The organism is Paucibacter sp. M5-1 (assembly GCF_027498415.2).
In the GTDB taxonomy this organism is placed as follows: domain Bacteria; phylum Pseudomonadota; class Gammaproteobacteria; order Burkholderiales; family Burkholderiaceae_C; genus Roseateles_E.
In genome coordinates this window covers 2,092,965-2,114,293 of record NZ_JAPZLM020000001.1, presented here as the reverse complement: position 1 = coordinate 2,114,293, position 21,329 = coordinate 2,092,965, and the positions used below count along the sequence as shown (strand labels likewise).

Here is a 21,329-nt window from a genome sequence, read left to right as displayed (position 1 = left end):
GTGCGTCGTTCAGGCAATGGGTTGGTGCACGGTCACCAATTTGGTGCCGTCGGGGAAGGTGGCCTCGATCTGGATCTCGGGAATCATCTCGGCGATGCCGTCCATCACATCGGTGCGCGCCAGCACGGTCTTGCCCTCGCTCATCAACTCGGCAACGCTCTTGCCGTCGCGCGCGCCTTCCATGATGGCGGCGCTGATCAGGGCCACCGCCTCGGGGTAGTTGAGCTTCAGGCCACGGGCCTTGCGGCGCTCGGCCAGCAGTGCGGCGGTGAAGATCAGCAGCTTGTCTTTCTCTCTGGGAGTGAGTTCCATCTCGCTACGCTCGATCCTTGTTAGTCAGCCCGAGCAGCCTGCGGCTGAACACTCGGTGTGAGTTCCATGGGGGATGCTGTTGCAGGAGCTATGCCAGGACGCGGCACTGGGCATGGGTCTTGATAAGGGACTGGCATGCCCGTCGCGCCGCCCTCCGTCCAGACCGCCGAACCCGTCCAGCGCGTCATCAAGATACGTCGTGACTACAACGCCTGGGTGGCCAGCGAGACCTTGGAGGACTACGCGCTGCGCTTCACACCGCACAGCTTCCGGCGCTGGTCCGGCACCCGGGTGGCGAACACGGCTTTTGGCGCGGCCTCCTTTCTGGTGCTGGAGGCGGTCGGGGCGACCCTGCTGGTGGAGTACGGTTTTGCCAATGCCTTCTGGGCCATCCTGGCCACCGGGCTGATCATTCTCTTGGCCGGCTGGCCGATCAGCGTCTATGCGGCCCGCTACGGCGTGGACATGGACCTGCTGACCCGGGGTGCCGGCTTCGGCTATATCGGCTCGACGCTGACCAGCCTGATCTACGCCAGCTTCACCTTTATCTTCTTTGCGCTGGAGGCGGCCATCATGGCCTATGCGCTGGAGCTGGCCTTCGACATCCCGCCGGCCTGGGGCTATCTGATCTGCGCGCTGGTGGTGCTGCCCTTGGTGACGCACGGCGTGACCGCGATCGCGCGGCTGCAGGTCTGGACCCAGCCGCTGTGGCTTGTCCTGCTGATCGTCCCCTATGTCTATGTCTTCATCCGCTATCCGGAGCTGCCCGGCCAGCTGCAAAGCTATGCCGGCGCCGACGGGCGGGGCGGTGAGTTCAGCCTGCCGCTGTTCGGCGCGGCGATGACGGTGGGCATCGCGTTGATCACGCAGATGGGCGAGCAGGCCGACTATCTGCGCTTCATGCCCGAGCCCGATGCGAATCCGAAGAGGCGCTGGCGCTGGTGGGCGGCGGTCTTTGTCGGCGGCCCGGGCTGGGTGGTGCTGGGTGTGGCCAAGATGCTGGGCGGCGCGCTCCTGGCCTATCTGGCGATGCGGCTGATGGTGCCGACCGAGCGGGCGGTGGACCCGAACCAGATGTATCTGGTGGCCTACGACACGGTGTTCAGCCGGCCCGGACTGGCGGTGGCGGCCACGGCCTTGCTGGTGATCGTCTCGCAGCTGAAGATCAATGTGACGAATGCCTATGCGGGCTCCTTGGCCTGGAGTAATTTCTTCGCCCGGCTGACGCACAGCCACCCGGGCCGCGTGGTCTGGGTGGTGTTCAACACCTTGATCGCGCTGATCCTGATGGAGATGGAGCTGTTCCAGGCGCTGGACCGGGTGCTGGGCCTGTACGCCAATATCGCGATTGCCTGGATCATGACCGTGGTGGCCGATCTGGTGATCAACAAGCCGCTGGGGCTGTCGCCACCGGGCATCGAGTTCAAGCGCGCCCATCTCTATGACATCAATCCGGTCGGCGTCGGCGCGATGGCGATGGCCTCGCTGCTGTCCATCGCCGCCCATCTGGGCCTGTTCGGGACTATGGCCCAGGCCTTTTCGGCGCTGATCGCGCTGGTGACGGCCATGGTCTGCTCGCCGCTGATCGCCTGGGCCACCGGCGGGCGTTACTACATTGCACGCCAGAGCAAGGAGGGCGGGGAGGGCGGTGCCTACAAACGCCTGCAGCACTGCGTGATCTGCGAGCGCGCCTACGAGGGGCCGGACATGGCGCACTGCCCCGCCTATCAGGGCCCGATCTGCTCGCTGTGCTGCTCGCTGGACGCCCGCTGCGATGACCTTTGCAAGCCAGACGCCCGCTTGGCGACACAGGCCCGTGCGCTCTTGCAGCAGCTGCTGCCGCGCAAGGTCTGGCCCCTGCTGGACAGCGGCCTGACCCAGTATCTGGGCCTGATGGCCCTGGTGCTGCCGGTGCTCTTGCTGCTGTTCGGCCTGCTTTACCAGCATGAGCTGGGGCGGCTGGGCGCGGCGGCCGAACAGATGGCACCCCATCTGCGGGCGTCCTATGCGAAGGCCCTGGTGGCCCTCTTGCTGCTGTCCGGCGTGATCGGCTGGTGGCTGGTGCTGACGCACAAGAGCCGCCAGGTCGCGCAGGAGGAATCGCGCCGCCAGAGCCAGGCCTTGCATGCCGAGATCGAGTCGCACCGCCAGACCGACGCGCAGCTGCAGCAGGCCAAGGTCCAGGCCGACGCTGCCAACGAGGCCAAGACCCGCTACATCACCAATATCAGCCACGAGCTGCGCACGCCGCTGAACTCCATCCTCGGCTATGCGCAGATCCTCGACGAGGACGAGCGCATGCCCGCCCACCGCAAGCAGGCCATCACGGTAATACGGCGCGGCGGCGAGCACCTGCTGTCGCTGATTGAGGGCAGCCTGGACTTGGCCCGCATCGAGGCGGGCCGCTTCAAGCTGGAGCCCGGGCCCTGGGCTTTCGGCCAGGCCATCAATGATCTGGTTCATCTGCTGTCGCTGCAGGCCGCCGCCAAGGGTCTGGACTTTGTCTACACCCCGCCATCCAGCCTGCCGGACTGGGTGCGCGCCGACGGCAAGCGGGTGCAGCAGATCCTGATCAACATTCTCGGCAACGCCATCAAATTTACGCCATTGGGACAGGTGACCCTGCGACTGCACTACGCCCGCGAGATGGCGCGCTTCGAGATCGAGGACAGCGGCCCCGGCATGAGTGCCGAGGAGTTGGAGCGGGTGTTCGAGCCCTTCGAGCGCGGTGCGGCCGCCGTGGGTTCGGGGTCAGGCACCGGCCTGGGGCTGACCATCGCGAAGATGCTGACCGATCTGATGGGCGGCGAGCTGAAGGTGGCGAGCACGCCGGGAGTCACAGGAAAACACGGGACGCGCTTCGAGCTGCGCCTGTTCCTGCCCAGCCTGCATGCCGGCGCGATGGCGGCGCAGGCGCGGCGCGCGGCGCGCATCGGCTTCCAGGGGCCGGCGCGGCGTCTGCTGGTGGTCGACAACGAGGAGGCCGACCGCAATCTCTTGCGCGCCATCCTGGAGCCGCTGGGTTTCGAGCTGCGGATGGCGGCCAGCGGCATCGAGGCCATGGCGCTGATCCCCGGCTGGCGGCCCGAGGCCTTGCTGCTGGACCTGGCGATGCCGGGCCTGGACGGCTGGCAGACCCTGGCCGAGATCCGTGTGCGCGGCCTGAGCGAGGCACCGGCCGTCATCATCTCGGCCAATGCCTTTGATCGGGGCCTGGATAACGGCCTGGGTGTCAGCGAGCGGGACTTCATCGTCAAGCCGGTGCGGGTGGATGACCTGCTGGACTGGCTGGGTCGGCGGCTGGGCCTGGACTGGCGGCTGCGCGATCCGGTCCAAGCGGCTGACGCGAACAAGGCGCCGCTGAAGCTGCCCTCGCGCGAGGCCTTGCAGCGCCTGCAGCAGCAGCTCAGCCAGGGCCATGTCAAGGGCATCCATCAGCAGCTTGACCGGATCGCCGGCGAGGATCAGTCTTGCAGTGATTTCGTCACCCAGCTGCGCGCGATGGCGCGCCAGTTCGAGCTGCAGGCGATGAGCCGGCTGGTGGCACGCGCCTTGCAGGCTGAGGACCCAGCATGAATGCCTCCACCCTCCCCACGCCTCACGAAGAGATCGATGCGGCCTTGCCCAGCAGCCCGCCGGTCGCCAGCCATGCCGAGCGGGTACTGATCGTCGACGACGTGCCCGACAACCTGGCCCTGCTGCACGACGCGCTGGACGAGTCCGGCTACACGGTGCTGGTGGCCTTCAGCGGCGCGGCGGCGCTGGAGAGCGCCGCGCTGATGCCGCCTGATGTCGTGGTGTTGGACGCGATGATGCCGGGGCTGGACGGTTTCGAGGTGGCGCGCCGACTCAAGGCCGACCCGGCCACCGCTGCCGCGCCCATCATCTTCATGACCGGCCTGTCCGACACCGAGCATGTCGAGGCCGCGTTCGCGGCCGGCGGCGTCGACTATGTGACCAAACCCATCCGCCCGCGCGAGGTGCTGGCCCGCATCGCCGCCCATCTACGCAGCGCCCGTGCCCAGCGCCAGGCCCGCAATGCGCTGGACGCCTTCGGCCACGCCAGCATGGCGGTGCACGAGGCCGATGGCCGCTGCGTCTGGCAGACCGCGCTGGCGCGCTCGCTGATGGCCGACTACTTTAGCGGCGGCCATTTCGAGCGCGGCCGCTTGCCGCCCGAGGTGCTGGTCTGGCTGCACCGCGAATCGCTGCGCCGCCGTGCCGGCGCCGAGCCCTCGGTGCTGACCGTGCTGCCGCAGCCGCGCGCCGATGCCCCGCCTGCTACCGGCGCGGCGCTGGCCACGCGCGGCGCCAAGCGCCTGTCCTTCACCTTGCATGCGGTCGACCCCGATGCGCTGGGCGAGGGCCAGTGGCTGATCGTGATGCGCGAGGCCGATGACGCGGCGCTGATGGACGGCCTGATCCACGGCTTCAAGCTGACCGCGCGCGAGGCCGAGGTGCTGTACTGGGTGGTCAAGGGCAAGACCAACCAGGACATCGGCGACATCCTCGGCTCCAGCCCGCGCACGGTGCAAAAGCACCTGGAGCATGTGTTCGAGAAGCTGGGCGTCGAGACCCGCACCGCAGCGGCGGCGATGGCGATGGGGCGGGTCCGGGGGCTGGAGGCGGGGCGCTGAGGGGCGCCCTCAGTCAGTCCGGCCCAGCAGGCTGCGCCCCAGCGCTTCTGCCACCTCGATGCCGTCGACGCCGGCCGACATGATGCCACCGGCATAGCCGGCGCCTTCGCCGGCGGGGTACAGGCCCTTGACGTTGAGGCTCTGGTAGTCGCGGCCGCGGGTGATGCGCAGCGGCGAGGAGGTGCGGGTCTCGACGCCGGTCAGCACCGCGTCGGCCATGCTGAAGCCCTTGATCTGGCGCTCGAAGGCCGGCAGGGCCTCGCGGATCGCGTCCAGGCAGTAGTCGGGCAGGCTGCCGAAGCTCTTCTGCTGCAGATCGGTCAAGGTGACGCCGGGCTTGTAGGAGGGTTCGACGCTGCCCAGCACCTTGCTGCGCTGACGCTTGATGAAGTCGCCGACCAGGGCGCCGGGCGCTCTGTAGCCGCCTTCGCCCAGCTCATAGGCGCGGCTCTCCCAGATGCGCTGGAAGGCCATGCCGTCCAGCGGGCTGACCGGGCCTTCGCTCTTGCCGTCCTGCCGGTAGTCCTGCGGCGAGATGCCGACGACGATGCCGGCATTGGCATTGCGCTCGTTGCGCGAGTACTGGCTCATGCCGTTGGTGACGACACGGTTCGGCTCCGAGGTCGCCGCCACCACGGTGCCGCCGGGGCACATGCAGAAGCTGTAGACCGAGCGGCCGTTCTTGGCGTGGTGCACCAGCTTGTAGTCGGCCGCGCCGAGGATCTCGTTGCCGGCATTGGGGCCGAAGCGGGCCGCGTCGATCAGGCTTTGCGGATGCTCGATGCGGTAACCGATAGAGAAGGGCTTGGCTTCCATGAAGACGCCGCGCTGGTGCAGCATCGTGAAGCTGTCGCGCGCGCTATGGCCCAGCGCGAGCACCACGTGGTCGGTGGCGAGCTGCTCGCCGGACTCCAGTGTCAATCCCCGGATGTGTTTGCCATCGGGACCATCCTCGATCAGCACATCCGTGACCTTCTGCTCGAAGCGGATTTCGCCGCCCAGCGCCTCGATCTCGGCGCGCATCTTGATCACCATCGACACCAGCCGGAAGGTGCCGATATGCGGCTTGCTCACATAGAGGATTTCTTCGGGCGCGCCGGCCTTGACGAACTCGCTCAGCACCTTGCGGGTCAGAAAGCGCGGGTCCGAGATCTGGCTCCACAGCTTGCCGTCGGAGAAGGTGCCGGCGCCGCCCTCGCCGAACTGCACATTCGACTCGGGGTGCAGCTGGCTCTCGCGCCACAGGCCCCAGGTGTCCTTGGTGCGCTCGCGTACCGACTTGCCGCGCTCCAGCACGATGGGTCGCAGCCCCATCTGGGCCAGTATCAGCGCGGCGAAGATGCCGCAGGGGCCGAAGCCGATCACCACCGGCCGCTTGCGCTCGGCGGTGAAGAAGTCCACCGGCGCCTGGCCGACGAAGTGGTAGCCGGTATCCGGCGTCGGCCTGATGTGGGCGTCGCCAGCGAAGCGGGCCAAAACACCGGCCTCATCGGCGAGCTCGCAGTCCAGCGTGTAAATCAGCACGATGGCCGTCTTCTTGCGCGCGTCGTAGCTGCGCTTGAAGACCGTGAAGTTCAGCAGCTGGCTGTCGTCCAGCCCCAAACGGGCAACGATGGCGGGGCGCAACTCATGCTCGGCATGGTTGAGCGGCAGACGGAGTTCGGTGATGCGGATCATGTTGAGCGATCAAGCAAGAGTCAAAGCGAAACAGGCCCGGCATGAAGCCGAGCCTGTGTATTCGGTCTTGGCCTCAAGTCAAGCGCCGGGCCGCCCCAAGCTTGACTTGAGCCGATGTCATTGGCGGGCAAACCCGGCAATGATCGGCGTCCCCTCGGGGGACCGACCAGGTACCCCTGGGCGAGGGGTCAGCCGCTGTGCGGGCGCTTGCCCGGATTCTTCTTGCTGCGGGTGTGCGAACCACGCTCCAGGCTGGACTTCTGGCCACGGCCGTGGGTGAAAGCGGTCAGGCCGGCGGGACGCGGGGTGGCGCGACGATCGGCTTCGGTTTTGATCTTGTTGCCCATGATGGCTCCGTTGGAAAAAAGACTGGCGGGGGCCGAAAGGGCGCGCCAAGACGAATCAAGCCCGGCATTTTAACCGAAGGCCGCAGGTCGCCCGGGCGACAGCCCGAATCCGGCTGCCAGCCGATGATGTGGCGCATGGGAACGCTATATCTCGTGCGCCACGGCCAGGCCAGTTTCGGCGCCGCCGACTATGACCAGCTGAGCGAGCTCGGTACGCGCCAGTGCCGGTTGCTGGGCGAGTACTGGCGCGCACGCGGCCAGCGCTTCGACACGGTGCTGACCGGCTCGCTGAAACGCCATGCACAGTCCTTCGCGGCCATCGCCGAGGGCCTGGGCGCGGCGCCCGAGCCCCTGATCTGGCCCGGCCTGAACGAGTACGACAGCGAGGCGGTGATCCACGCGATCCATCCCGAACCGCTGCCCAGGCCGGTCGACGCCGAGATGGTGCGCCACCACTTCCGGCTGCTGCGTAGTGGCCTGCAGGCCTGGATGCGCGGCGAGACCCGGCCTGCGGGCATGCCCAGCTATGCGGACTTCGCGGCCGGCGTGGCGGGCGCGCTGGCGCATGTGCGGCAGCACTGCGAGGGCGAGGTGCTGATCGTCTCCAGCGGCGGGCCGATCGCGACGGCCGTGGGCCAGGTGCTGGGCACCAGCGCCGAGACCAGCATCGAGCTGAACCTGCGCATCCGCAACAGCGCGGTGAGCGAGTTCAGCTTCAACCCCAAGCGCCACCTGCTGCAGAGCTTCAACAATCTGCCGCATCTGGACTCGCCGGAGTACCGCGAGTTGGCGAGCTACGCCTAGTCCTCTTTGACGAGGCGGATGCCGACCAGGGTGTAGCGGGTGTCGGGCGCGTTCCAGTTGCGGTAGGACGCGCGGGCATAGAAGGCCCAGGTGTGCCAGGAACCGCCGCGCCGCACCTTGACTCCGCCGTCGGCCGGTTTGTCCGGACCTTGCGGGTCCACCAGCGGCGAGCGCGCGTAGTAGTCGTCCTCATGCCAATCCGCCACCCACTCCCAGACATTGCCGTGCATGTCATGAAGCCCCCAGGCGTTCGGCGCAAAGCTGCCGACCGGGGCGGTGAAAGGAAAACCGTCGCTGCCCTTCAGGGCCATGTCTTGCCAGCGCGGCCAGTGCCTGGCGCTGTCGGCGTCGAAGGTGTTGGCGGCCTTCAAGAGGCTTTGCGGATCGTCGCCCGATGAGTAGCGGGTGCGGGTGCCGGCTCGGCAGGCGTACTCCCATTCGGCCTCGGTGGGCAAGCGGTAGCGCCGGCCCTCGGTCTTGGTGAGCCAGGCCGCCAGCGCCTGCGCGTCGTTCCAGGTGACATTGGTGACCGGGTGATCGTCGTTCTGGGCAAAGCCGGGATTGCGCCAGGAGTAGCGACGGTCACGCCCCTCGAAGGCATCGCCGCGCTGGCTGCTCGCCGGGTCGTAGTCGGCGCGCCAGCCATAGCCGCCGGTGCCATCGGCCTCCGATTCGGGTCGGTAGCCCGAGGCTTCGACGAAGCGGCGGAACTGGCCGACTGTAAGCTCGTGCTGGCCCATCCAGAAGGGCTTGCTGATGCGCACCGGGTGAATGGGGCCCTCGTCCCGCAGCATGTCGAAACGCTCGCGGGGCAGGGCGGGGTAGGCCTGCGCCAGCATGGCGGGGTTTTCCTCGCTGCCCATCAGGAATTCGCCGGCCGGCAGCCTGACGAAAGCCATGCCCAGGCTGTTGCGTTCGATGGCCGGCTGTGCGGCCGCCGCCAGCGGCAGCAGCAGTACCAGCAGAGTTGCGACGAGGCTGTAGGCTTTCATGCGCCGATGCTAGCGTGGGCTTGATGACGGACAATCGGGCTTTCCGCTCGTGGCTCCTCGATGTTTACCGACCTGATCACCCCGCCACCGGCCGTCGATGCCGCGCAGCGCTTCGCCGTGCTGCTGAAGACGGCCCTGGTCGAGGGCCGCTTCGTCAAGCTGCTGCTGAGCAAGTACAGCGGTGACGACGAGACGCTCGAGCGTCTGACGGTGCGCGAGCTGCTGCTGCGCGGCGAGCGTCAGCTGTCCTTTCTATGGCGCCACCGGACCAAGGACATCACGAAGAACCATGACATGAACGAGGGCCTGGATCTGATCGCCGGCCTGCTGGGCAGCCAGTTCCAGAACGCCCATCTGCTGACCCAGGGCCAGGAGATCCAGCTGGCCTTCAGCCGCAAGGGCAAGCCCAGCCTGCGGGTCGGCAAGGTGGACACCACCGCCGAGGTGGCATCGGCCGGCCACGACAAGGAAAAGCAGCGCTATCTCGAGCTCGACAAGCCCTTCTGGGTGGACCTCGGTGTCACCCACGAAGTCAAAGGCGAGCGCCAGCTGGTGCCGGCGATGTCGCGCAAATGGAAGCAGATCAACAAATTCATCGAGGTGATGAGCGCCGCGCTGAAGAGCAGCCCCTTGGCCGACAGCCCCGATGTCCATGTGGCCGATTTCGGCTCGGGCAAGGGCTATCTGACCTTTGCGATGCACGACTGGCTGGCCAGCCAGGGCAAGCAGCCCCAGGTCACCGGCGTCGAGCTGCGCGACGATATGGTCAAACTCTGCGGCATGGCGGCGGCCAGTCACGGCTTGGACGGGCTGAAGTTCGATCAGGGCGATGTGCGCTCCTACACCCCGGCCCGGCTGGACGTGATGATCGCGCTGCATGCCTGCGACATCGCCACCGACTACGCGATCCATCTCGGGCTGCGGGCCGGCGCTGCCATCATCATGTGCTCACCCTGCTGCCACAAGCAGCTGCGCCCGCAGATGCAGACGCCGCCGGTGCTGCGCCCGCTGCTGCAGCACGGCATCCATCTGGGCCAGGAGGCCGAGATGGTGACCGACAGCTTGCGCGCGCTGCTGCTGGAGGCCCAGGGTTATGAGACCCAGGTCTTCGAGTTCATCGCGCTGGAGCACACCAGCAAGAACAAGATGATTCTGGCCGTCAAGAAGTCGGGCGCGGCGCTGGCTGCGGCCGAGAAGCGCCGGCCCGAGCTGCTGGCCCAGATCGCCGAGGTCAAGCGTTTCTATGGGCTGCGGGAGCAGTGCCTGGAAACCCTGATCCAGGACGACGCGGCGCTGGCTTGCCCGGTCTGAGCGCGGCGACGGTCTTCAACGCGGCGGGCTGCTGGTCGAGGCGCGCTCGATGATGCGAAAGCCCACATCGATGATGCGCTGATCAACGGTCTCGCCGCGGCAGCGCGCAATGATCAGCTGGGCCGCATGCAGGCCGATGGCGGCGCCGTCGATATGCACCGTGCTCAGCGAGGGATTCAAATGGGCCGAGAAGTCGGCGCCGCCGAAGCCGAACACCGCCAGGTCTTCGGGCACGCGGATGCCGCGCGCCTGCGCTTCGGTGAGCACGCCCTCGGCCAGCCCGTCCGAGCTGCAGAAGACGGCGCGGAGCTGCGGATCGATGTGCAGCAGCTCGGTCAGCGCACGCCGCCCATGCGGCACACCGGTGGGCGGCTTGACGGTGGCGGTGGGGATCTCGCGGCCCAGGGTCGAGACAAAGCCCTCGCGCCGCAGGCCGGCGCGCTGGTCGTCGGCCGTCGCCAGGCCCACCCGCTGCCAGCCCTTGCTGAGGAAATAGCCCGCCACCGCGCTGCCGACCTTGAGGTGCGAGAAGCCCACCAGCGTATCCAGCGGCCGGTCCGTCATGTCCCAGGTCTCGACCACGGGAATGCCCAGCCGGGCCAGCCGTTTGGCCGCATCGCCCGGCTGCAGCAGGCCGGCGGCGACGATGCCGTCGACGCGCCGGCCCACCATGGTGTTCAGCAGTGCCGCCTCGCGCCCATGGTCGTAGCCGGTCTGGCCCAGGATCAGCTGGTAGCCGGCCCGGTCCAGTTCTTCCGTCAGCGTCTGAATGGTGGGCAGGAACTGCGGCACCGAGATCACCGGCACCAGGGCCGCCACCGTCATGCTGCGCTTGGATTTGAGCCCGCCGGCCAGCAGATTGGGGATGTAGCCGGTGGCCTCGACCGCCGCCCGCACCTTCTCTATCGTGCCCTGTGACACCAGCTCCGGGCTGCTGAGCGCGCGCGAGGCAGTCATCGGCGAGACCCCGGCGCTGCGGGCGACATCTTGCAAGGTGACGGACTTGGGACGGGAAGCGGGCGGCATGCGGGCGGGTTCGTGGCGGTGGGCGGGATTGTCCGGGCTTTGCGGCGGGGTGTTTGACGGAATGCAAATGATATCGATATCATTAGTTGCAACGAGACAAGATGACAAAGTGGGCCTGTAGTTGCTGGCTTGGCCAGTGCTCGCCCCATTCAGCTGATAGCGTTCACATGAGCCAAGCCACCAGTGCCGACCGGATCGCCTGGATCCGCCTCTCCTCCTGCTATCTGCCGCTGGCCACGCCCATCAGCGATGCGAAAGTGCTGACAGGTCGGCAGAAGCCGATGACCGAGATCGCGATGCTGTTTGCCGAGATCGTCACCGCCGACGGCCAGCAGGGCCTGGGCCTGAGCTACGCCAAGCGCGCCGGCGGCCCCGGCCAGTTCGCCCACGCCAAGGAGATTGCGCCGGCCCTGCTCGGCGAGGACCCGAGCGACATCGCCAGGCTCTGGAACAAGCTCTGCTGGGCCGGCGCCTCGGTGGGCCGCAGCGGCCTGTCGACCCAGGCCATCGGCGCCTTCGACGTCGCGCTGTACGACCTGAAGGCGCGCCGCGCCGGGCTGCCCCTGTCCAAGCTGCTGGGGGCCTACCGCGACTCGGTGGCCTGCTACAACACCTCGGGCGGCTTCCTGCACACGCCGCTGGAGCAGCTGCTGGTGAACGCCGAGGCCTCGGTCGCGCGCGGCATCGGCGGGATCAAGCTGAAGGTGGGCCAGCCGGATAGCGCGCTGGACATCCGGCGCGTCGAGGCGGTGCGCAAGCACCTCGGTGATGGCGTCGCGCTGATGGTGGACGCCAACCAGCAATGGGACCGCACGACCGCGCAGCGCATGTGCCGCCAGTTCGAGCCCTATGGCCTGGTCTGGATCGAGGAGCCGCTGGACGCCTACGACCACGAGGGCCATGCCGCGCTGGCCGCCGCCTTCGACACGCCGATCGCCACCGGCGAGATGCTGACCAGCGCGATGGAGCATGGCGAGCTGATACGCCACCGCGCTGCCGACTACCTGATGCCCGACGCGCCGCGCGTCGGCGGCATCACGCCCTTCCTGAAGATCGCCGCGCAGGCCGAGCAGGCCGGGGTGATGCTGGCGCCGCATTTCGCGATGGAGCTGCATGTGCACCTCGCGGCGGCCTATCCGACCGAGCCCTGGGTCGAGCATTTCGACTGGCTGGAGCCGCTGTTCAACGAGCGGCTGGAGATCAAGAACGGCCGCATGCAGGTGCCGACGCGGCCGGGCCTGGGCCTCTCACTGAGCGAGCAGGCGCGCAGCTGGACGCGCGAGCAATGCGAGCTGGGCCAGCGGCCCTGACGAACCCATCCCCACAGTGATTCCCCCTAGACAACAACGGAGACAAGCCATGAAGAACACATCGAGCAAGACGGTCATTGCCGCCCTGGCGCTGGGCCTGCTGGCCGTCGGCGGCGCCATCGCCCAGGCCTGGCCCGCCAAGCAGCAGGTCACGCTGCTGGTGCCCTTCCCGCCGGGCGGCTCCACCGACATGATCGCCCGCACGCTGGGCCCGAAGCTGCAGGAAAAGCTCGGCGGCAGCTTCATCGTCGACAACAAGGCCGGCGCCGGCGGCACGGTCGGTGCCACGCAGGCCAAGCGCGCCGCGCCGGACGGCTACACCGTCTTCGTCTCCTCGCTGGGTCCCTTCGTGATCGGCCCGCACCTGCTGAAGAACGTCGGCTACGACCCGCTGAAGGACTTTGACTACCTGACCATCGCGGTGCAGGCGCCGAACGTGCTGGCCGTGCCGGCCGCCTCGCCGCACAAGAGCTTCGCCGAGCTGCTGGCCTTCATCAAGGCCAATCCGGGCAAGATGAGCTTCGCCTCGGCCGGCAACGGCACCTCGGACCACCTGACCGCCGAGCTGTTCTGGCAGGAGACCGGCACCCAAGCCAGCCATATCCCTTACAAGGGCGGCGCGCCGGCGATGGCCGACCTGCTGGGCGGCCAGGTCGATGCCAGCTTCATGAACATCAACACCGGCCTCTCCAATATCAAAGCCGGCAAGCTGCGCGCGCTGGCCATCACCAGCGCCAAGCGCTCGCCGCTGCTGCCGGACGTGCCGACGATGGAGGAGCTGGGCCACAAGGGCGTGACCGTCTACTCCTGGCAGGCCTTTGCCGCGCCCAAGGGTATCCCGGCCGACATCAAGGGCAAGCTGCACGACGCACTGGTGGCCGGCCTGAACGACCCGGCCGTCAAGCCCAAGCTGCTGGAGCTGGGTTTCGAGATCGTCGGCAACACGCCCGAGCAGTTCACCGCCTTCCAGGCCGCGGAGTTCGCGCGCTGGAAGAAGGTGATCGAGACCGGCAAGATCACCGCGGACTGACCATGGCTTCCAGCGCACCGCTCTACATCAAGATGCACGAAGCCGACAACGTCGCCATCGTGGCCAACGAGGGCGGGCTCGATGCCGGCGCGTGTTTCGCCGACAGGCTGACCCTGGTGGACCGGGTGCCGCAGGGCCACAAGGTGGCGCTGACGGACCTGGCCGCCGGCGCGGCGGTGCGGCGCTACAACGTCGTGATCGGCCGCATGCTCAAGGCCGTGCCGGCCGGCAGCTGGATCCACGAGCGCCTGCTGGAGATGCCCGAGGCGCGCTCGCTGGAGGGGCTGCCTATCGCCAATGCGGCCACCGCGCAGCGCGAGGTGCTGCCGCCGCTGCAGGGCCATACCTTCGAGGGCTATCGCAATGCCGACGGCTCGGTCGGTACGCGCAACATCCTGGCGATCACGCAGACCGTGCAATGCGTGTCCGGCGTGGTGGACTTCGCGGTCGAGCGCATCAAGCGCGAGCTGCTGCCGAAGTACCCGAACGTCGACGACGTGGTGGCGCTGGAGCATGGCTACGGCTGCGGCGTCGCGATCGACGCGCCGGATGCGGTGGTGCCGATCCGCACGCTGCGCAATATCACCTTGAACCCGAATTTCGGCAACGAGGTGATGGTGGTCAGCCTGGGCTGCGAGAAGCTGCAGCCGGAGCGCCTGTTGCCGCCGGGCACCTTTGCGATCACGACGGAGCAAGCGAAGGGCGAGGGTGTTGGCGCCGATGTCGTCTGCTTGCAGGACGGCGCCCATGTCGGCTTCATGAGCATGATCGACTCCATTCTGCGCACCGCCGAGCAGCATCTGAAGCGCCTGGATGCGCGTCGGCGCGAGACCGTGCCGGCCAGCGCCCTGGTGGTGGGCGTGCAGTGCGGCGGCAGCGATGCCTTCAGCGGCGTCACCGCCAACCCGGCGGTGGGTTTCTGCACCGACCTGCTGGTGCGCGCCGGTGCCATCGTGATGTTCTCCGAGACCACCGAGGTGCGCGACGGCATCGATCAGCTGACCTCGCGCGCCGCCAGCCCCGAGATCGCCGAGGCGATGATCCGCGAGATGGCCTGGTACGACGCTTACCTGAAGCGCGGCAGCGCCGACCGCAGCGCCAACACCACCCCCGGCAACAAGAAGGGCGGCCTGTCCAATATCGTCGAGAAGGCCATGGGCTCCATCGTCAAGAGCGGCAGCGCGCCGATCAGCGGCGTGCTCTCGCCCGGCGAGAAGCTCAGCGACCGCGGCATCCGCGCCGGCCTGGTCTACGCCGCCACACCCGCCAGCGACTTCATCTGCGGCACCCTGCAGCTGGCCGCCGGCATGAACCTGCATGTCTTCACCACCGGCCGCGGCACGCCCTACGGCCTGGCCGAATGCCCGGTCATCAAGGTGGCGACGCGCAGCGAGCTGGCGCGGCGCTGGCACGATCTGATGGACATCAACGCCGGCCGCATCGCCGACGGCGAGGCCACGATCGAAGAGGTCGGTTGGGAGATGTTCCGCCTGATGCTGGACGTGGCCAGCGGCCGCAAGAAGACCTGGGCCGAGCAGTGGCGGCTGCACAACCAACTGGTGCTCTTCAACCCGGCGCCGGTGACCTGAACGCCTTGTTTCAGCCCTGTTCGGCCGGCGGACCGATAATCGCTACCCCTTCACCGGGACTTTCCCCGTATCTACTGGATAACTGATGAACAAAAGTGAACTGATCGAAAGCATCGCCACCAAGAGCGGCGTCACCCGTGCTGCCGCCACCACGATGCTGGACGCCGCCCTGGGCACGATCACCGAAGCCCTGGTTGCGGGCGACTCCGTGGCCCTGGTCGGCTTCGGCACCTTCAAGGTCGGCGAGCGCGCCGCCCGCACCGGCAAGAACCCGGCCACCGGCGAAGCGCTGGAAATCGCCGCCGCCACGGTGCCCAAGTTCACCGCCGGCAAGGCCCTCAAGGACGCCGTGAACAGCAAGTAAGGCATCAAGACCTCGGTCTTGATCGGAAGGGCGCCGTCATCGCGACGAGCGCCCTTTTTTATCGCCGCTACAGCAGTGCTTTGGCCGCCTCGATGCGCAGATGCAGTGGGGCGCTGGCGTCGTTCATCACGCCCAGCAGAAAGCGGCGCGGCGCGTCCTGGCCGGCATCGGCCGACGGGGCGGGGGCGGCCGACGCGGTGTCGACCCTTGGCGCGGGCGTGTCCGGCACCAGCCGCTCCAGCGCGGCGCGAAAGTCGGCGCTCTTGATCGGCTGGAGCCGGCACAGCAGGTCCGCCTGGCCCTCGGCGCCGGGCTCGGTGTCGAGCCAGGGCTCGTCGGCAAAGACCGGCGCCAGGTCCGGGGCCAGCAGGGCCGACCACAGGCCGCTGGGCAGCTGGCGCGGCGGCAGTTCCTGGGCCACGGTCTCCAGCCTCAGCCGCTGTGCCGCGATCCCGCCCAGATAGCGCCGGCGCAGCCTCTCCAAAAAGTCCAGGGCCTGCGCGGTCGGCACCGGCTCGGCGAGCGAGAACCAGAGCTGGTAGCCGTCGACCCCGTTGACGGCGATGGCAGGGGCGGGCAGTTCCAGATCGGCTTGCACGCCACGCCAGACGGCGCCCAGCGCATCCCAGTCGGCCGGCCGGGCCAGCTCCAGCAGCAGCGCGCGCACCTGGCCCTCGGCAGATGCGTTGTCGGGCGCCGTCGGCGCATAGAGGCGCTGCAGTTCGGTGAGCAGTCTGTTCATCGGCGGAACTCTACCGCGTCGGCCGCCAGCAACTACGCCAGATGGCGTATTCCTGATCCGGCGCCGCCTCGTGAGACTGGGTCCAGTTCCAAGCCTGATCCCAACCACCCTCCTGGAGACCCCGCCATGAAGCTTGTATCGCGCCGCACCCTGAACCTGTCCGCCCTGGCCTTGGGCATTGCCGGCCTGGGCCTGCCCGTGTCCTCAGCAATGGCAGCCGACACCATCAAGGTCGGCGTGCTGCACAGCCTGTCCGGCACGATGGCGATCTCGGAGACGGTGTTGAAGGACACCGTGCTGATGGCCATCGACGAGATCAATGCCAAGGGCGGTCTCCTGGGCAAGAAGCTGGAGCCGGTGGTGGTCGACCCGGCGTCGAACTGGCCGCTGTTCGCCGAAAAGGCCAAGCAGCTGATCTCGCAGGACAAGGTCGCCGCCGTGTTCGGCTGCTGGACCTCGGTGTCGCGCAAGTCGGTGCTGCCGGTCTTCGAGGAGCTCAACGGCCTGCTGTTCTACCCGGTGCAGTACGAGGGCGAGGAGCTGAGCAAGAACGTGTTCTACACCGGCGCCGCGCCGAATCAGCAGGCCATCCCGGCCGTCGAGTACCTGATGAGCAAGGACGGCGGCTCGGCCAAGCGCTTCGTGCTGCTGGGCACCGACTATGTGTACCCCCGCACCACCAACAAGATCCTGCGCGCCTTCCTGAAGAGCAAGGGTGTAGCCGACGCCGACATCATGGAGGAGTACACCCCCTTCGGTCACTCCGACTACCAAGGCATCATCGCCAAGATCAAGAAGTTCAGCGCCGAGGGCAAGAAGACGGCCGTGGTATCGACGATCAACGGCGACTCCAATGTGCCTTTCTACAAGGAGCTGGGCAATCAGGGCCTGAAGGCGACCGATGTGCCGGTGGTGGCCTTCTCGGTCGGCGAGGAAGAGCTGCGCGGCGTCGACACGAAGCCGCTGGTGGGCCATCTGGCCGCCTGGAACTATTTCATGTCGATCAAGAACCCGGCCAACACCGAGTTCACGAAGAAGTGGGCCGCCTATGCCAAGGCCAAGAACATCCCCGGCCACAAGGACAAGCCGCTGACCAATGACCCGATGGAGGCGACCTATATCGGCTTCAATATGTGGGCCCAGGCGGTCACCAAGGCCAAGAGCACCGATACCGACAAGGTCATCGCCGCGATGGCCGGCCAGACCTTCAAGGCCCCGGGCGGCTTCACCAGCACGATGGACCCGAAGAACCACCATCTGCACAAGCCCGTCTTCATCGGCGAAGTGAAGGCCGACGGCCAGTTCAATGTGGTCTGGAAGACGCCCGGCCCGGTCAAGGCCCAGCCGTGGAGCCCCTACATCCCGGAAAACAAGGGCAAGAAAGACGAGCCGGTAGCGAAGTAATTCAGCCCCTCGCCACGGAGCCGTGATGATCAAGCGCCTGCTCAGAGCAGGTGCTTGGCTGCTGTTTGTCGCCAGCCAAGTGCCTCTTGCCCACGCCCTGACCCCGCAACAAGCCCGCGCCATCGCGAGCGGCGAGACCGATGCGCGCATCGCCGCGCTCAATGCGGCGGCCGCCGGCGCCGAGCCGGGCCTGGCCACGTTTGTGCAGGCCCTGCTGGACGATGCGGTCAAGCTGACGCCCGAGCAGGTGCTGGTCATCACGGGCGACGAGGCCGTGCCCGAGGGTGCCGAGGATGTGACGAACAACAACCGCATGCGCGGCGCGCTGCAGGCCGCGTTGGCAGCGCTGAAGCTGTTTTCTCCCGAGCTGGCGACGCGCCGCGAGGCCGTCGCCGAGCTGGGCAAGCAGTCGCTGGACGAGTCCCAGCTGCCGCTGCTGGACAAGGCCCTGGCCAGCGAGAGCGACGCGGGCATCAAGACCCAACTGACCCTGATGCGTGCAGCCCTGGTGATCGCCTCGCCCGACAAGACCAGGCGCCTGGAGGCCGCGCAGCAGCTGGCCGGCGCCAGCGACCCGGCGGTGCGCAGCCTGCTGATCGAGCGCATCGCGGCCGAATCGGACGCCGAGGTCAAGAGCGCGCTGTCGCAGGCCCTGGCCAAGCTGGAAGGCCGCCTGGCCTGGGGCGAGCGCCTGGGCCTGGTCTTCACCGGCGTCAGTCTCGGCTCCATCCTGCTGCTGGTCGCGCTGGGTCTGGCCATTACCTACGGGCTGATGGGCGTGATCAATATGGCGCACGGCGAGCTGATGATGATCGGCGCCTATGCGACCTATGTGGTGCAGAACCTGTTCCGCAGCTATCTGCCCGGCGCGTTTGACTACTACGTGCTGCTGGCCATCCCCGCCTCCTTCCTGGCTGCGGCCCTGGTCGGTGCGGTGCTGGAGCGCAGCATCATCCGCTGGCTCTATGGTCGGCCGCTGGAGACCCTGCTGGCCACCTGGGGCATCAGCCTGGTGCTGATGCAGGCGGTGCGCAGCCTGTTCGGCGCGCAGAACGTGCCGGTCGAGAACCCGGCCTGGCTGTCCGGCGGCTTCGCGCTGATGAGCAATCTGACCCTGCCCTACAACCGCATCGCCATCATCGGCTTTGCCTTGCTGGTGCTGGCCGGCGTGGCGCTGCTGATCGCGAAGACGCGGCTGGGCCTGTTCGTGCGTGGCGTCACGCAGAATCGCCGCATGGCCGCCTGCATGGGCGTCAACACCGCCCGCATCGACACCTATGCCTTCTCGCTGGGCGCCGGCATCGCCGGCCTGGCCGGCTGCGCGCTGAGCCAGGTCGGCAATGTCGGCCCGGATCTGGGCCAGAGCTATATCGTCGACAGCTTCATGGTGGTGGTGCTGGGCGGCGTCGGCCAGCTGGCCGGCACCGTGATCGCGGCGCTGGGGCTGGGCATCCTGAACAAGCTGCTGGAGGACTGGGCCGGTGCGGTGCTGGCCAAGATCATGGTGCTGGTCTTCATCGTCGTCTTCATCCAGAAGCGGCCGCAGGGGCTGTTCGCGATGAAGGGCCGGAGCGCGGAAGCATGATGAACACACCTGTGACTCCGAACACGACCCTGCTGCAGCCCTCACGCGGCCTGCTGTCCGCCAGCGGCTGGGTGGCCGTCGCCATCTGCCTGCTGGTGGTGGCCATCATCGTGCCGCTGTTGAACCTGGCCCTGCCCGAGGGTCATGTCTTGCATATGAGCGACTATGCGGTGGGCCTGGTGGGCAAGATCATGTGCTACGCGATCTGCGCGCTGGCGATGGACCTGATCTGGGGCTATACCGGCATCCTGAGCCTGGGCCACGGCCTGTTCTTCGCGCTGGGCGGCTATGGCATGGGCATGTACCTGATGCGCCAGATCGGCCGCGACGGCAACTACCAGAGCGATCTGCCCGACTTTATGGTCTTTCTGGATTGGAAGGCGCTGCCCTGGCACTGGGCCCTCAGCGACTCCTTTGTGCTGCAGATGCTGCTGGTGCTGCTGGTGCCGGGACTGCTGGCCTTTGTATTCGGCTACTTCGCCTTTCGTTCGCGCATCAAGGGCGTCTACTTCTCGATCATCACGCAGGCCTTGACCTTCGCGGCCATGCTCCTGTTCTTCCGCAACGAGACCGGCTTCGGTGGCAACAACGGCTTCACCGATTTCAAGCGCATCCTCGGCGTGCCGCTGGCGCAGCCGTCCACCCGGATGGTTCTCTTCGTCATCACCGGCCTGGTGCTGATTGCCTTCTTCCTGATGGCGCGCTGGATCGTGCAGAGCAAGTTCGGCCGTGTGCTGCAGGCCATACGCGATGCCGAGAGCCGCGTGATGTTCACCGGCTACAACCCGCTGGCCTACAAGCTGGCGATCTGGGTGCTGTCGGCGCTGATGTGCGCGGTGGCCGGCGCGCTCTATGTGCCCCAGGTCGGCATCATCAACCCCGGCGAGATGTCGGCGGCGGCCTCGATCGAGATAGCGATCTGGACCGCGGTCGGCGGCCGTGCGACGCTGATCGGCCCCATCGTCGGCGCCTTCTTCGTCAATGGCGCCAAGAGCTGGTTCACCCAGGCCTTCCCCGAGTTCTGGCTGTATTTCCTCGGCGCGCTCTTCATCGCAGTGACGCTATTCCTGCCTAACGGCATCGTCGGCCTGTTCAGGAAACTCACAGGCAAGCAGGGAGAGCGCGCATGACGCCCGAGCTGATGGAGGAGGGCAGCAAGCTGCGCAGCGAGCACGTGAGCAAGCTGGCCGCGCTGCAGGCCGGCTCGTCTGGCGGCTCGGCCTCGTTCGGCCGCCTGCTGACCGCCGGCAGGCCTGACTTTGCCCATGGCGTGGCCCTGTATCTGGACGACATCACGGTGTCCTTCGATGGTTTCAGGGCCTTGAATCAGCTGAGCCTGGCGATCAATGTCGGCGAGCTGCGCTGCATCATCGGCCCCAATGGCGCCGGCAAGACCACGATGATGGATGTCATCACCGGCAAGACCCGGCCCGACCAGGGCACGGTCAGCTTCGGCCAGAACATCGATCTATTGCGCCTGCGCGAGAACGAGATCGCCCAGATCGGCGTCGGCCGCAAGTTCCAGAAGCCGACCGTCTACGAGCAGCTGAGCGTTTTCGAAAACCTGGAGCTGGCTCTCAGCGCCGACCGCCGCGCCCGCGCCAGCCTGTTCGCGCGCTTGTCCGGCGTGCAGCTGGATCGCATCGCCGAGATCCTGCAGCTGATCCATCTGCTGCCCGAAGCGCAACGCCAGGCCGGCCTCTTGTCGCATGGTCAGAAGCAGTGGCTGGAGATCGGCATGCTGCTGATGCAGGACCCCAAGCTGCTGCTGCTCGACGAGCCGGTGGCCGGCATGACCGACGAGGAAACCGAACGCACCGCCGAACTCTTCCTCTCGTTGGAGGGGCAGCACTCGCTGGTGGTGGTCGAGCACGATATGAAGTTCGTCGACCAGCTGACCGAAGGCAAGAAGAAGGTCACGGTGCTGCACGAGGGCTCGGTGCTTGCCGAGGGCTTGTTGTCCGAGGTGCAGGCGAATGAGAAGGTGGTGGAGGTCTATCTTGGGCGCTAGGTATTTGATCGCGTTCGCTGGTCGATCGCCAGCGGGTACTCGCCGGCCTTCGTGTCCCCCGGGCCTACGGCCCTCCTCCTTTACCTTCGGCCGACGAGCACCCACTGCCGCTCGCCCGGCATCGTGCACTGCCTCGATGACTTTGCGCAGACCTCAGTGCTTCGGGGACGATGGCAGTGGGTGTCTGG

18 protein-coding genes are annotated in these 21,329 nt (G+C 67.3%); 12 read left to right on the top strand and 6 right to left on the bottom strand.

Annotated elements, in window-relative coordinates:
* Positions 1 to 9: 9 nt before the first annotated feature.
* The gene (gene ureA / locus O5M90_RS09825) at positions 10 to 312 is read right to left on the bottom strand and encodes an urease subunit gamma (RefSeq protein WP_137941052.1); all 303 of its coding nucleotides are present in this window, start codon (positions 310 to 312) and stop codon (positions 10 to 12) included.
* A gap of 135 nt (positions 313 to 447) precedes the next feature.
* Between ureA and O5M90_RS09820 the strand changes: the two genes are divergently transcribed.
* Positions 448 to 3,888, top strand: a complete 3,441-nt coding sequence (locus O5M90_RS09820) for a hybrid sensor histidine kinase/response regulator (RefSeq protein ID WP_269838701.1) — start codon at positions 448 to 450, stop codon at positions 3,886 to 3,888.
* Complete coding sequence (locus O5M90_RS09815) at positions 3,885 to 4,949, top strand: response regulator (protein ID WP_137941050.1); 1,065 nt, start codon at positions 3,885 to 3,887, stop codon at positions 4,947 to 4,949. Before O5M90_RS09820 ends, O5M90_RS09815 begins: the two co-directional genes overlap by 4 nt.
* Before the next feature lie 9 nt (positions 4,950 to 4,958).
* On the opposite strand, the gene O5M90_RS09810 is transcribed toward O5M90_RS09815, so the two are convergent.
* A complete protein-coding gene (locus O5M90_RS09810) occupies positions 4,959 to 6,626 on the bottom strand; it encodes an NAD(P)/FAD-dependent oxidoreductase (RefSeq protein WP_269838702.1) in 1,668 nt (555 codons plus the stop codon).
* 188 nt (positions 6,627 to 6,814) lie between these two features.
* Positions 6,815 to 6,973 carry a hypothetical protein gene (locus tag O5M90_RS09805; protein WP_171018102.1) on the bottom strand — a complete coding sequence of 53 codons (159 nt, stop codon included), beginning with the start codon at positions 6,971 to 6,973 and terminating at the stop codon, positions 6,815 to 6,817.
* 135 nt (positions 6,974 to 7,108) lie between these two features.
* On the opposite strand from O5M90_RS09805, the gene O5M90_RS09800 reads away from it, so the two are divergent.
* Entirely contained in the window at positions 7,109 to 7,777 is a 669-nt protein-coding gene (locus O5M90_RS09800; protein ID WP_269838703.1) for a histidine phosphatase family protein, read from the top strand.
* On the opposite strand, the gene O5M90_RS09795 is transcribed toward O5M90_RS09800, so the two are convergent.
* The gene (locus O5M90_RS09795; protein WP_269838704.1) at positions 7,774 to 8,769 is read right to left on the bottom strand and encodes a formylglycine-generating enzyme family protein; all 996 of its coding nucleotides are present in this window, start codon (positions 8,767 to 8,769) and stop codon (positions 7,774 to 7,776) included. The two genes, O5M90_RS09800 and O5M90_RS09795, sit on opposite strands and share 4 nt — an antisense overlap.
* A gap of 60 nt (positions 8,770 to 8,829) precedes the next feature.
* On the opposite strand from O5M90_RS09795, the gene O5M90_RS09790 reads away from it, so the two are divergent.
* Positions 8,830 to 10,080, top strand: a complete 1,251-nt coding sequence (locus tag O5M90_RS09790; protein WP_269838705.1) for a class I SAM-dependent methyltransferase — start codon at positions 8,830 to 8,832, stop codon at positions 10,078 to 10,080.
* A 15-nt stretch (positions 10,081 to 10,095) separates the two neighbouring features.
* Here the strand turns inward: O5M90_RS09790 and O5M90_RS09785 are convergent, their stop codons facing one another.
* Positions 10,096 to 11,106: a LacI family DNA-binding transcriptional regulator gene (locus tag O5M90_RS09785; protein ID WP_269838706.1), complete on the bottom strand. Its 1,011-nt coding sequence runs from the start codon at positions 11,104 to 11,106 to the stop codon at positions 10,096 to 10,098.
* A 167-nt stretch (positions 11,107 to 11,273) separates the two neighbouring features.
* Between O5M90_RS09785 and O5M90_RS09780 the strand changes: the two genes are divergently transcribed.
* The 4 genes from O5M90_RS09780 to O5M90_RS09765 all read left to right on the top strand — a co-directional run bounded on the left by O5M90_RS09780 (position 11,274) and on the right by O5M90_RS09765 (position 15,399).
* Positions 11,274 to 12,416 carry an L-talarate/galactarate dehydratase gene (locus O5M90_RS09780; RefSeq protein ID WP_269838707.1) on the top strand — a complete coding sequence of 381 codons (1,143 nt, stop codon included), beginning with the start codon at positions 11,274 to 11,276 and terminating at the stop codon, positions 12,414 to 12,416.
* Between the two features lie 49 nt (positions 12,417 to 12,465).
* Positions 12,466 to 13,446, top strand: a complete 981-nt coding sequence (locus O5M90_RS09775) for a Bug family tripartite tricarboxylate transporter substrate binding protein (protein WP_269838708.1) — start codon at positions 12,466 to 12,468, stop codon at positions 13,444 to 13,446.
* A 2-nt stretch (positions 13,447 to 13,448) separates the two neighbouring features.
* Entirely contained in the window at positions 13,449 to 15,035 is a 1,587-nt protein-coding gene (gene garD / locus O5M90_RS09770; RefSeq protein WP_269838709.1) for a galactarate dehydratase, read from the top strand.
* A gap of 85 nt (positions 15,036 to 15,120) precedes the next feature.
* Positions 15,121 to 15,399: an HU family DNA-binding protein gene (locus tag O5M90_RS09765; RefSeq protein WP_137941041.1), complete on the top strand. Its 279-nt coding sequence runs from the start codon at positions 15,121 to 15,123 to the stop codon at positions 15,397 to 15,399.
* A gap of 67 nt (positions 15,400 to 15,466) precedes the next feature.
* On the opposite strand, the gene O5M90_RS09760 is transcribed toward O5M90_RS09765, so the two are convergent.
* Positions 15,467 to 16,141, bottom strand: a complete 675-nt coding sequence (locus tag O5M90_RS09760; RefSeq protein ID WP_269838710.1) for a hypothetical protein — start codon at positions 16,139 to 16,141, stop codon at positions 15,467 to 15,469.
* Between the two features lie 126 nt (positions 16,142 to 16,267).
* Between O5M90_RS09760 and urtA the strand changes: the two genes are divergently transcribed.
* The 4 genes from urtA to urtD are packed head-to-tail and all read left to right on the top strand — an operon-like array spanning position 16,268 to position 21,141.
* On the top strand, positions 16,268 to 17,545 hold the full coding sequence (gene urtA, locus O5M90_RS09755) for an urea ABC transporter substrate-binding protein (protein ID WP_269838711.1): 1,278 nt from the start codon (positions 16,268 to 16,270) through the stop codon (positions 17,543 to 17,545).
* Positions 17,546 to 17,570: 25 nt separating this feature from the next.
* Positions 17,571 to 19,130: an urea ABC transporter permease subunit UrtB gene (gene urtB, locus O5M90_RS09750; protein ID WP_269838712.1), complete on the top strand. Its 1,560-nt coding sequence runs from the start codon at positions 17,571 to 17,573 to the stop codon at positions 19,128 to 19,130.
* Positions 19,130 to 20,260, top strand: a complete 1,131-nt coding sequence (gene urtC, locus O5M90_RS09745) for an urea ABC transporter permease subunit UrtC (protein ID WP_269838895.1) — start codon at positions 19,130 to 19,132, stop codon at positions 20,258 to 20,260. Before urtB ends, urtC begins: the two co-directional genes overlap by 1 nt.
* Positions 20,257 to 21,141: an urea ABC transporter ATP-binding protein UrtD gene (urtD, locus tag O5M90_RS09740; RefSeq protein ID WP_269838713.1), complete on the top strand. Its 885-nt coding sequence runs from the start codon at positions 20,257 to 20,259 to the stop codon at positions 21,139 to 21,141. Before urtC ends, urtD begins: the two co-directional genes overlap by 4 nt.
* Positions 21,142 to 21,329: the final 188 nt, after the last annotated feature.

Bases quoted from the DNA above. Each gene is read 5' to 3' on its own strand.
- ureA (WP_137941052.1), bottom strand. From the start codon at position 312: ATGGAACTCACTCCCAGAGAGAAAGACAAGCTGCTGATCTTCACCGCC.
- O5M90_RS09820 (WP_269838701.1), top strand. From the start codon at position 448: ATGCCCGTCGCGCCGCCCTCCGTCCAGACCGCCGAACCCGTCCAGCGC.
- O5M90_RS09815 (WP_137941050.1), top strand. From the start codon at position 3,885: ATGAATGCCTCCACCCTCCCCACGCCTCACGAAGAGATCGATGCGGCC.
- O5M90_RS09810 (WP_269838702.1), bottom strand. From the start codon at position 6,626: ATGATCCGCATCACCGAACTCCGTCTGCCGCTCAACCATGCCGAGCAT.
- O5M90_RS09805 (WP_171018102.1), bottom strand. From the start codon at position 6,973: ATGGGCAACAAGATCAAAACCGAAGCCGATCGTCGCGCCACCCCGCGT.
- O5M90_RS09800 (WP_269838703.1), top strand. From the start codon at position 7,109: ATGGGAACGCTATATCTCGTGCGCCACGGCCAGGCCAGTTTCGGCGCC.
- O5M90_RS09795 (WP_269838704.1), bottom strand. From the start codon at position 8,769: ATGAAAGCCTACAGCCTCGTCGCAACTCTGCTGGTACTGCTGCTGCCG.
- O5M90_RS09790 (WP_269838705.1), top strand. From the start codon at position 8,830: ATGTTTACCGACCTGATCACCCCGCCACCGGCCGTCGATGCCGCGCAG.
- O5M90_RS09785 (WP_269838706.1), bottom strand. From the start codon at position 11,106: ATGCCGCCCGCTTCCCGTCCCAAGTCCGTCACCTTGCAAGATGTCGCC.
- O5M90_RS09780 (WP_269838707.1), top strand. From the start codon at position 11,274: ATGAGCCAAGCCACCAGTGCCGACCGGATCGCCTGGATCCGCCTCTCC.
- O5M90_RS09775 (WP_269838708.1), top strand. From the start codon at position 12,466: ATGAAGAACACATCGAGCAAGACGGTCATTGCCGCCCTGGCGCTGGGC.
- garD (WP_269838709.1), top strand. From the start codon at position 13,449: ATGGCTTCCAGCGCACCGCTCTACATCAAGATGCACGAAGCCGACAAC.
- O5M90_RS09765 (WP_137941041.1), top strand. From the start codon at position 15,121: ATGAACAAAAGTGAACTGATCGAAAGCATCGCCACCAAGAGCGGCGTC.
- O5M90_RS09760 (WP_269838710.1), bottom strand. From the start codon at position 16,141: ATGAACAGACTGCTCACCGAACTGCAGCGCCTCTATGCGCCGACGGCG.
- urtA (WP_269838711.1), top strand. From the start codon at position 16,268: ATGAAGCTTGTATCGCGCCGCACCCTGAACCTGTCCGCCCTGGCCTTG.
- urtB (WP_269838712.1), top strand. From the start codon at position 17,571: ATGATCAAGCGCCTGCTCAGAGCAGGTGCTTGGCTGCTGTTTGTCGCC.
- urtC (WP_269838895.1), top strand. From the start codon at position 19,130: ATGAACACACCTGTGACTCCGAACACGACCCTGCTGCAGCCCTCACGC.
- urtD (WP_269838713.1), top strand. From the start codon at position 20,257: ATGACGCCCGAGCTGATGGAGGAGGGCAGCAAGCTGCGCAGCGAGCAC.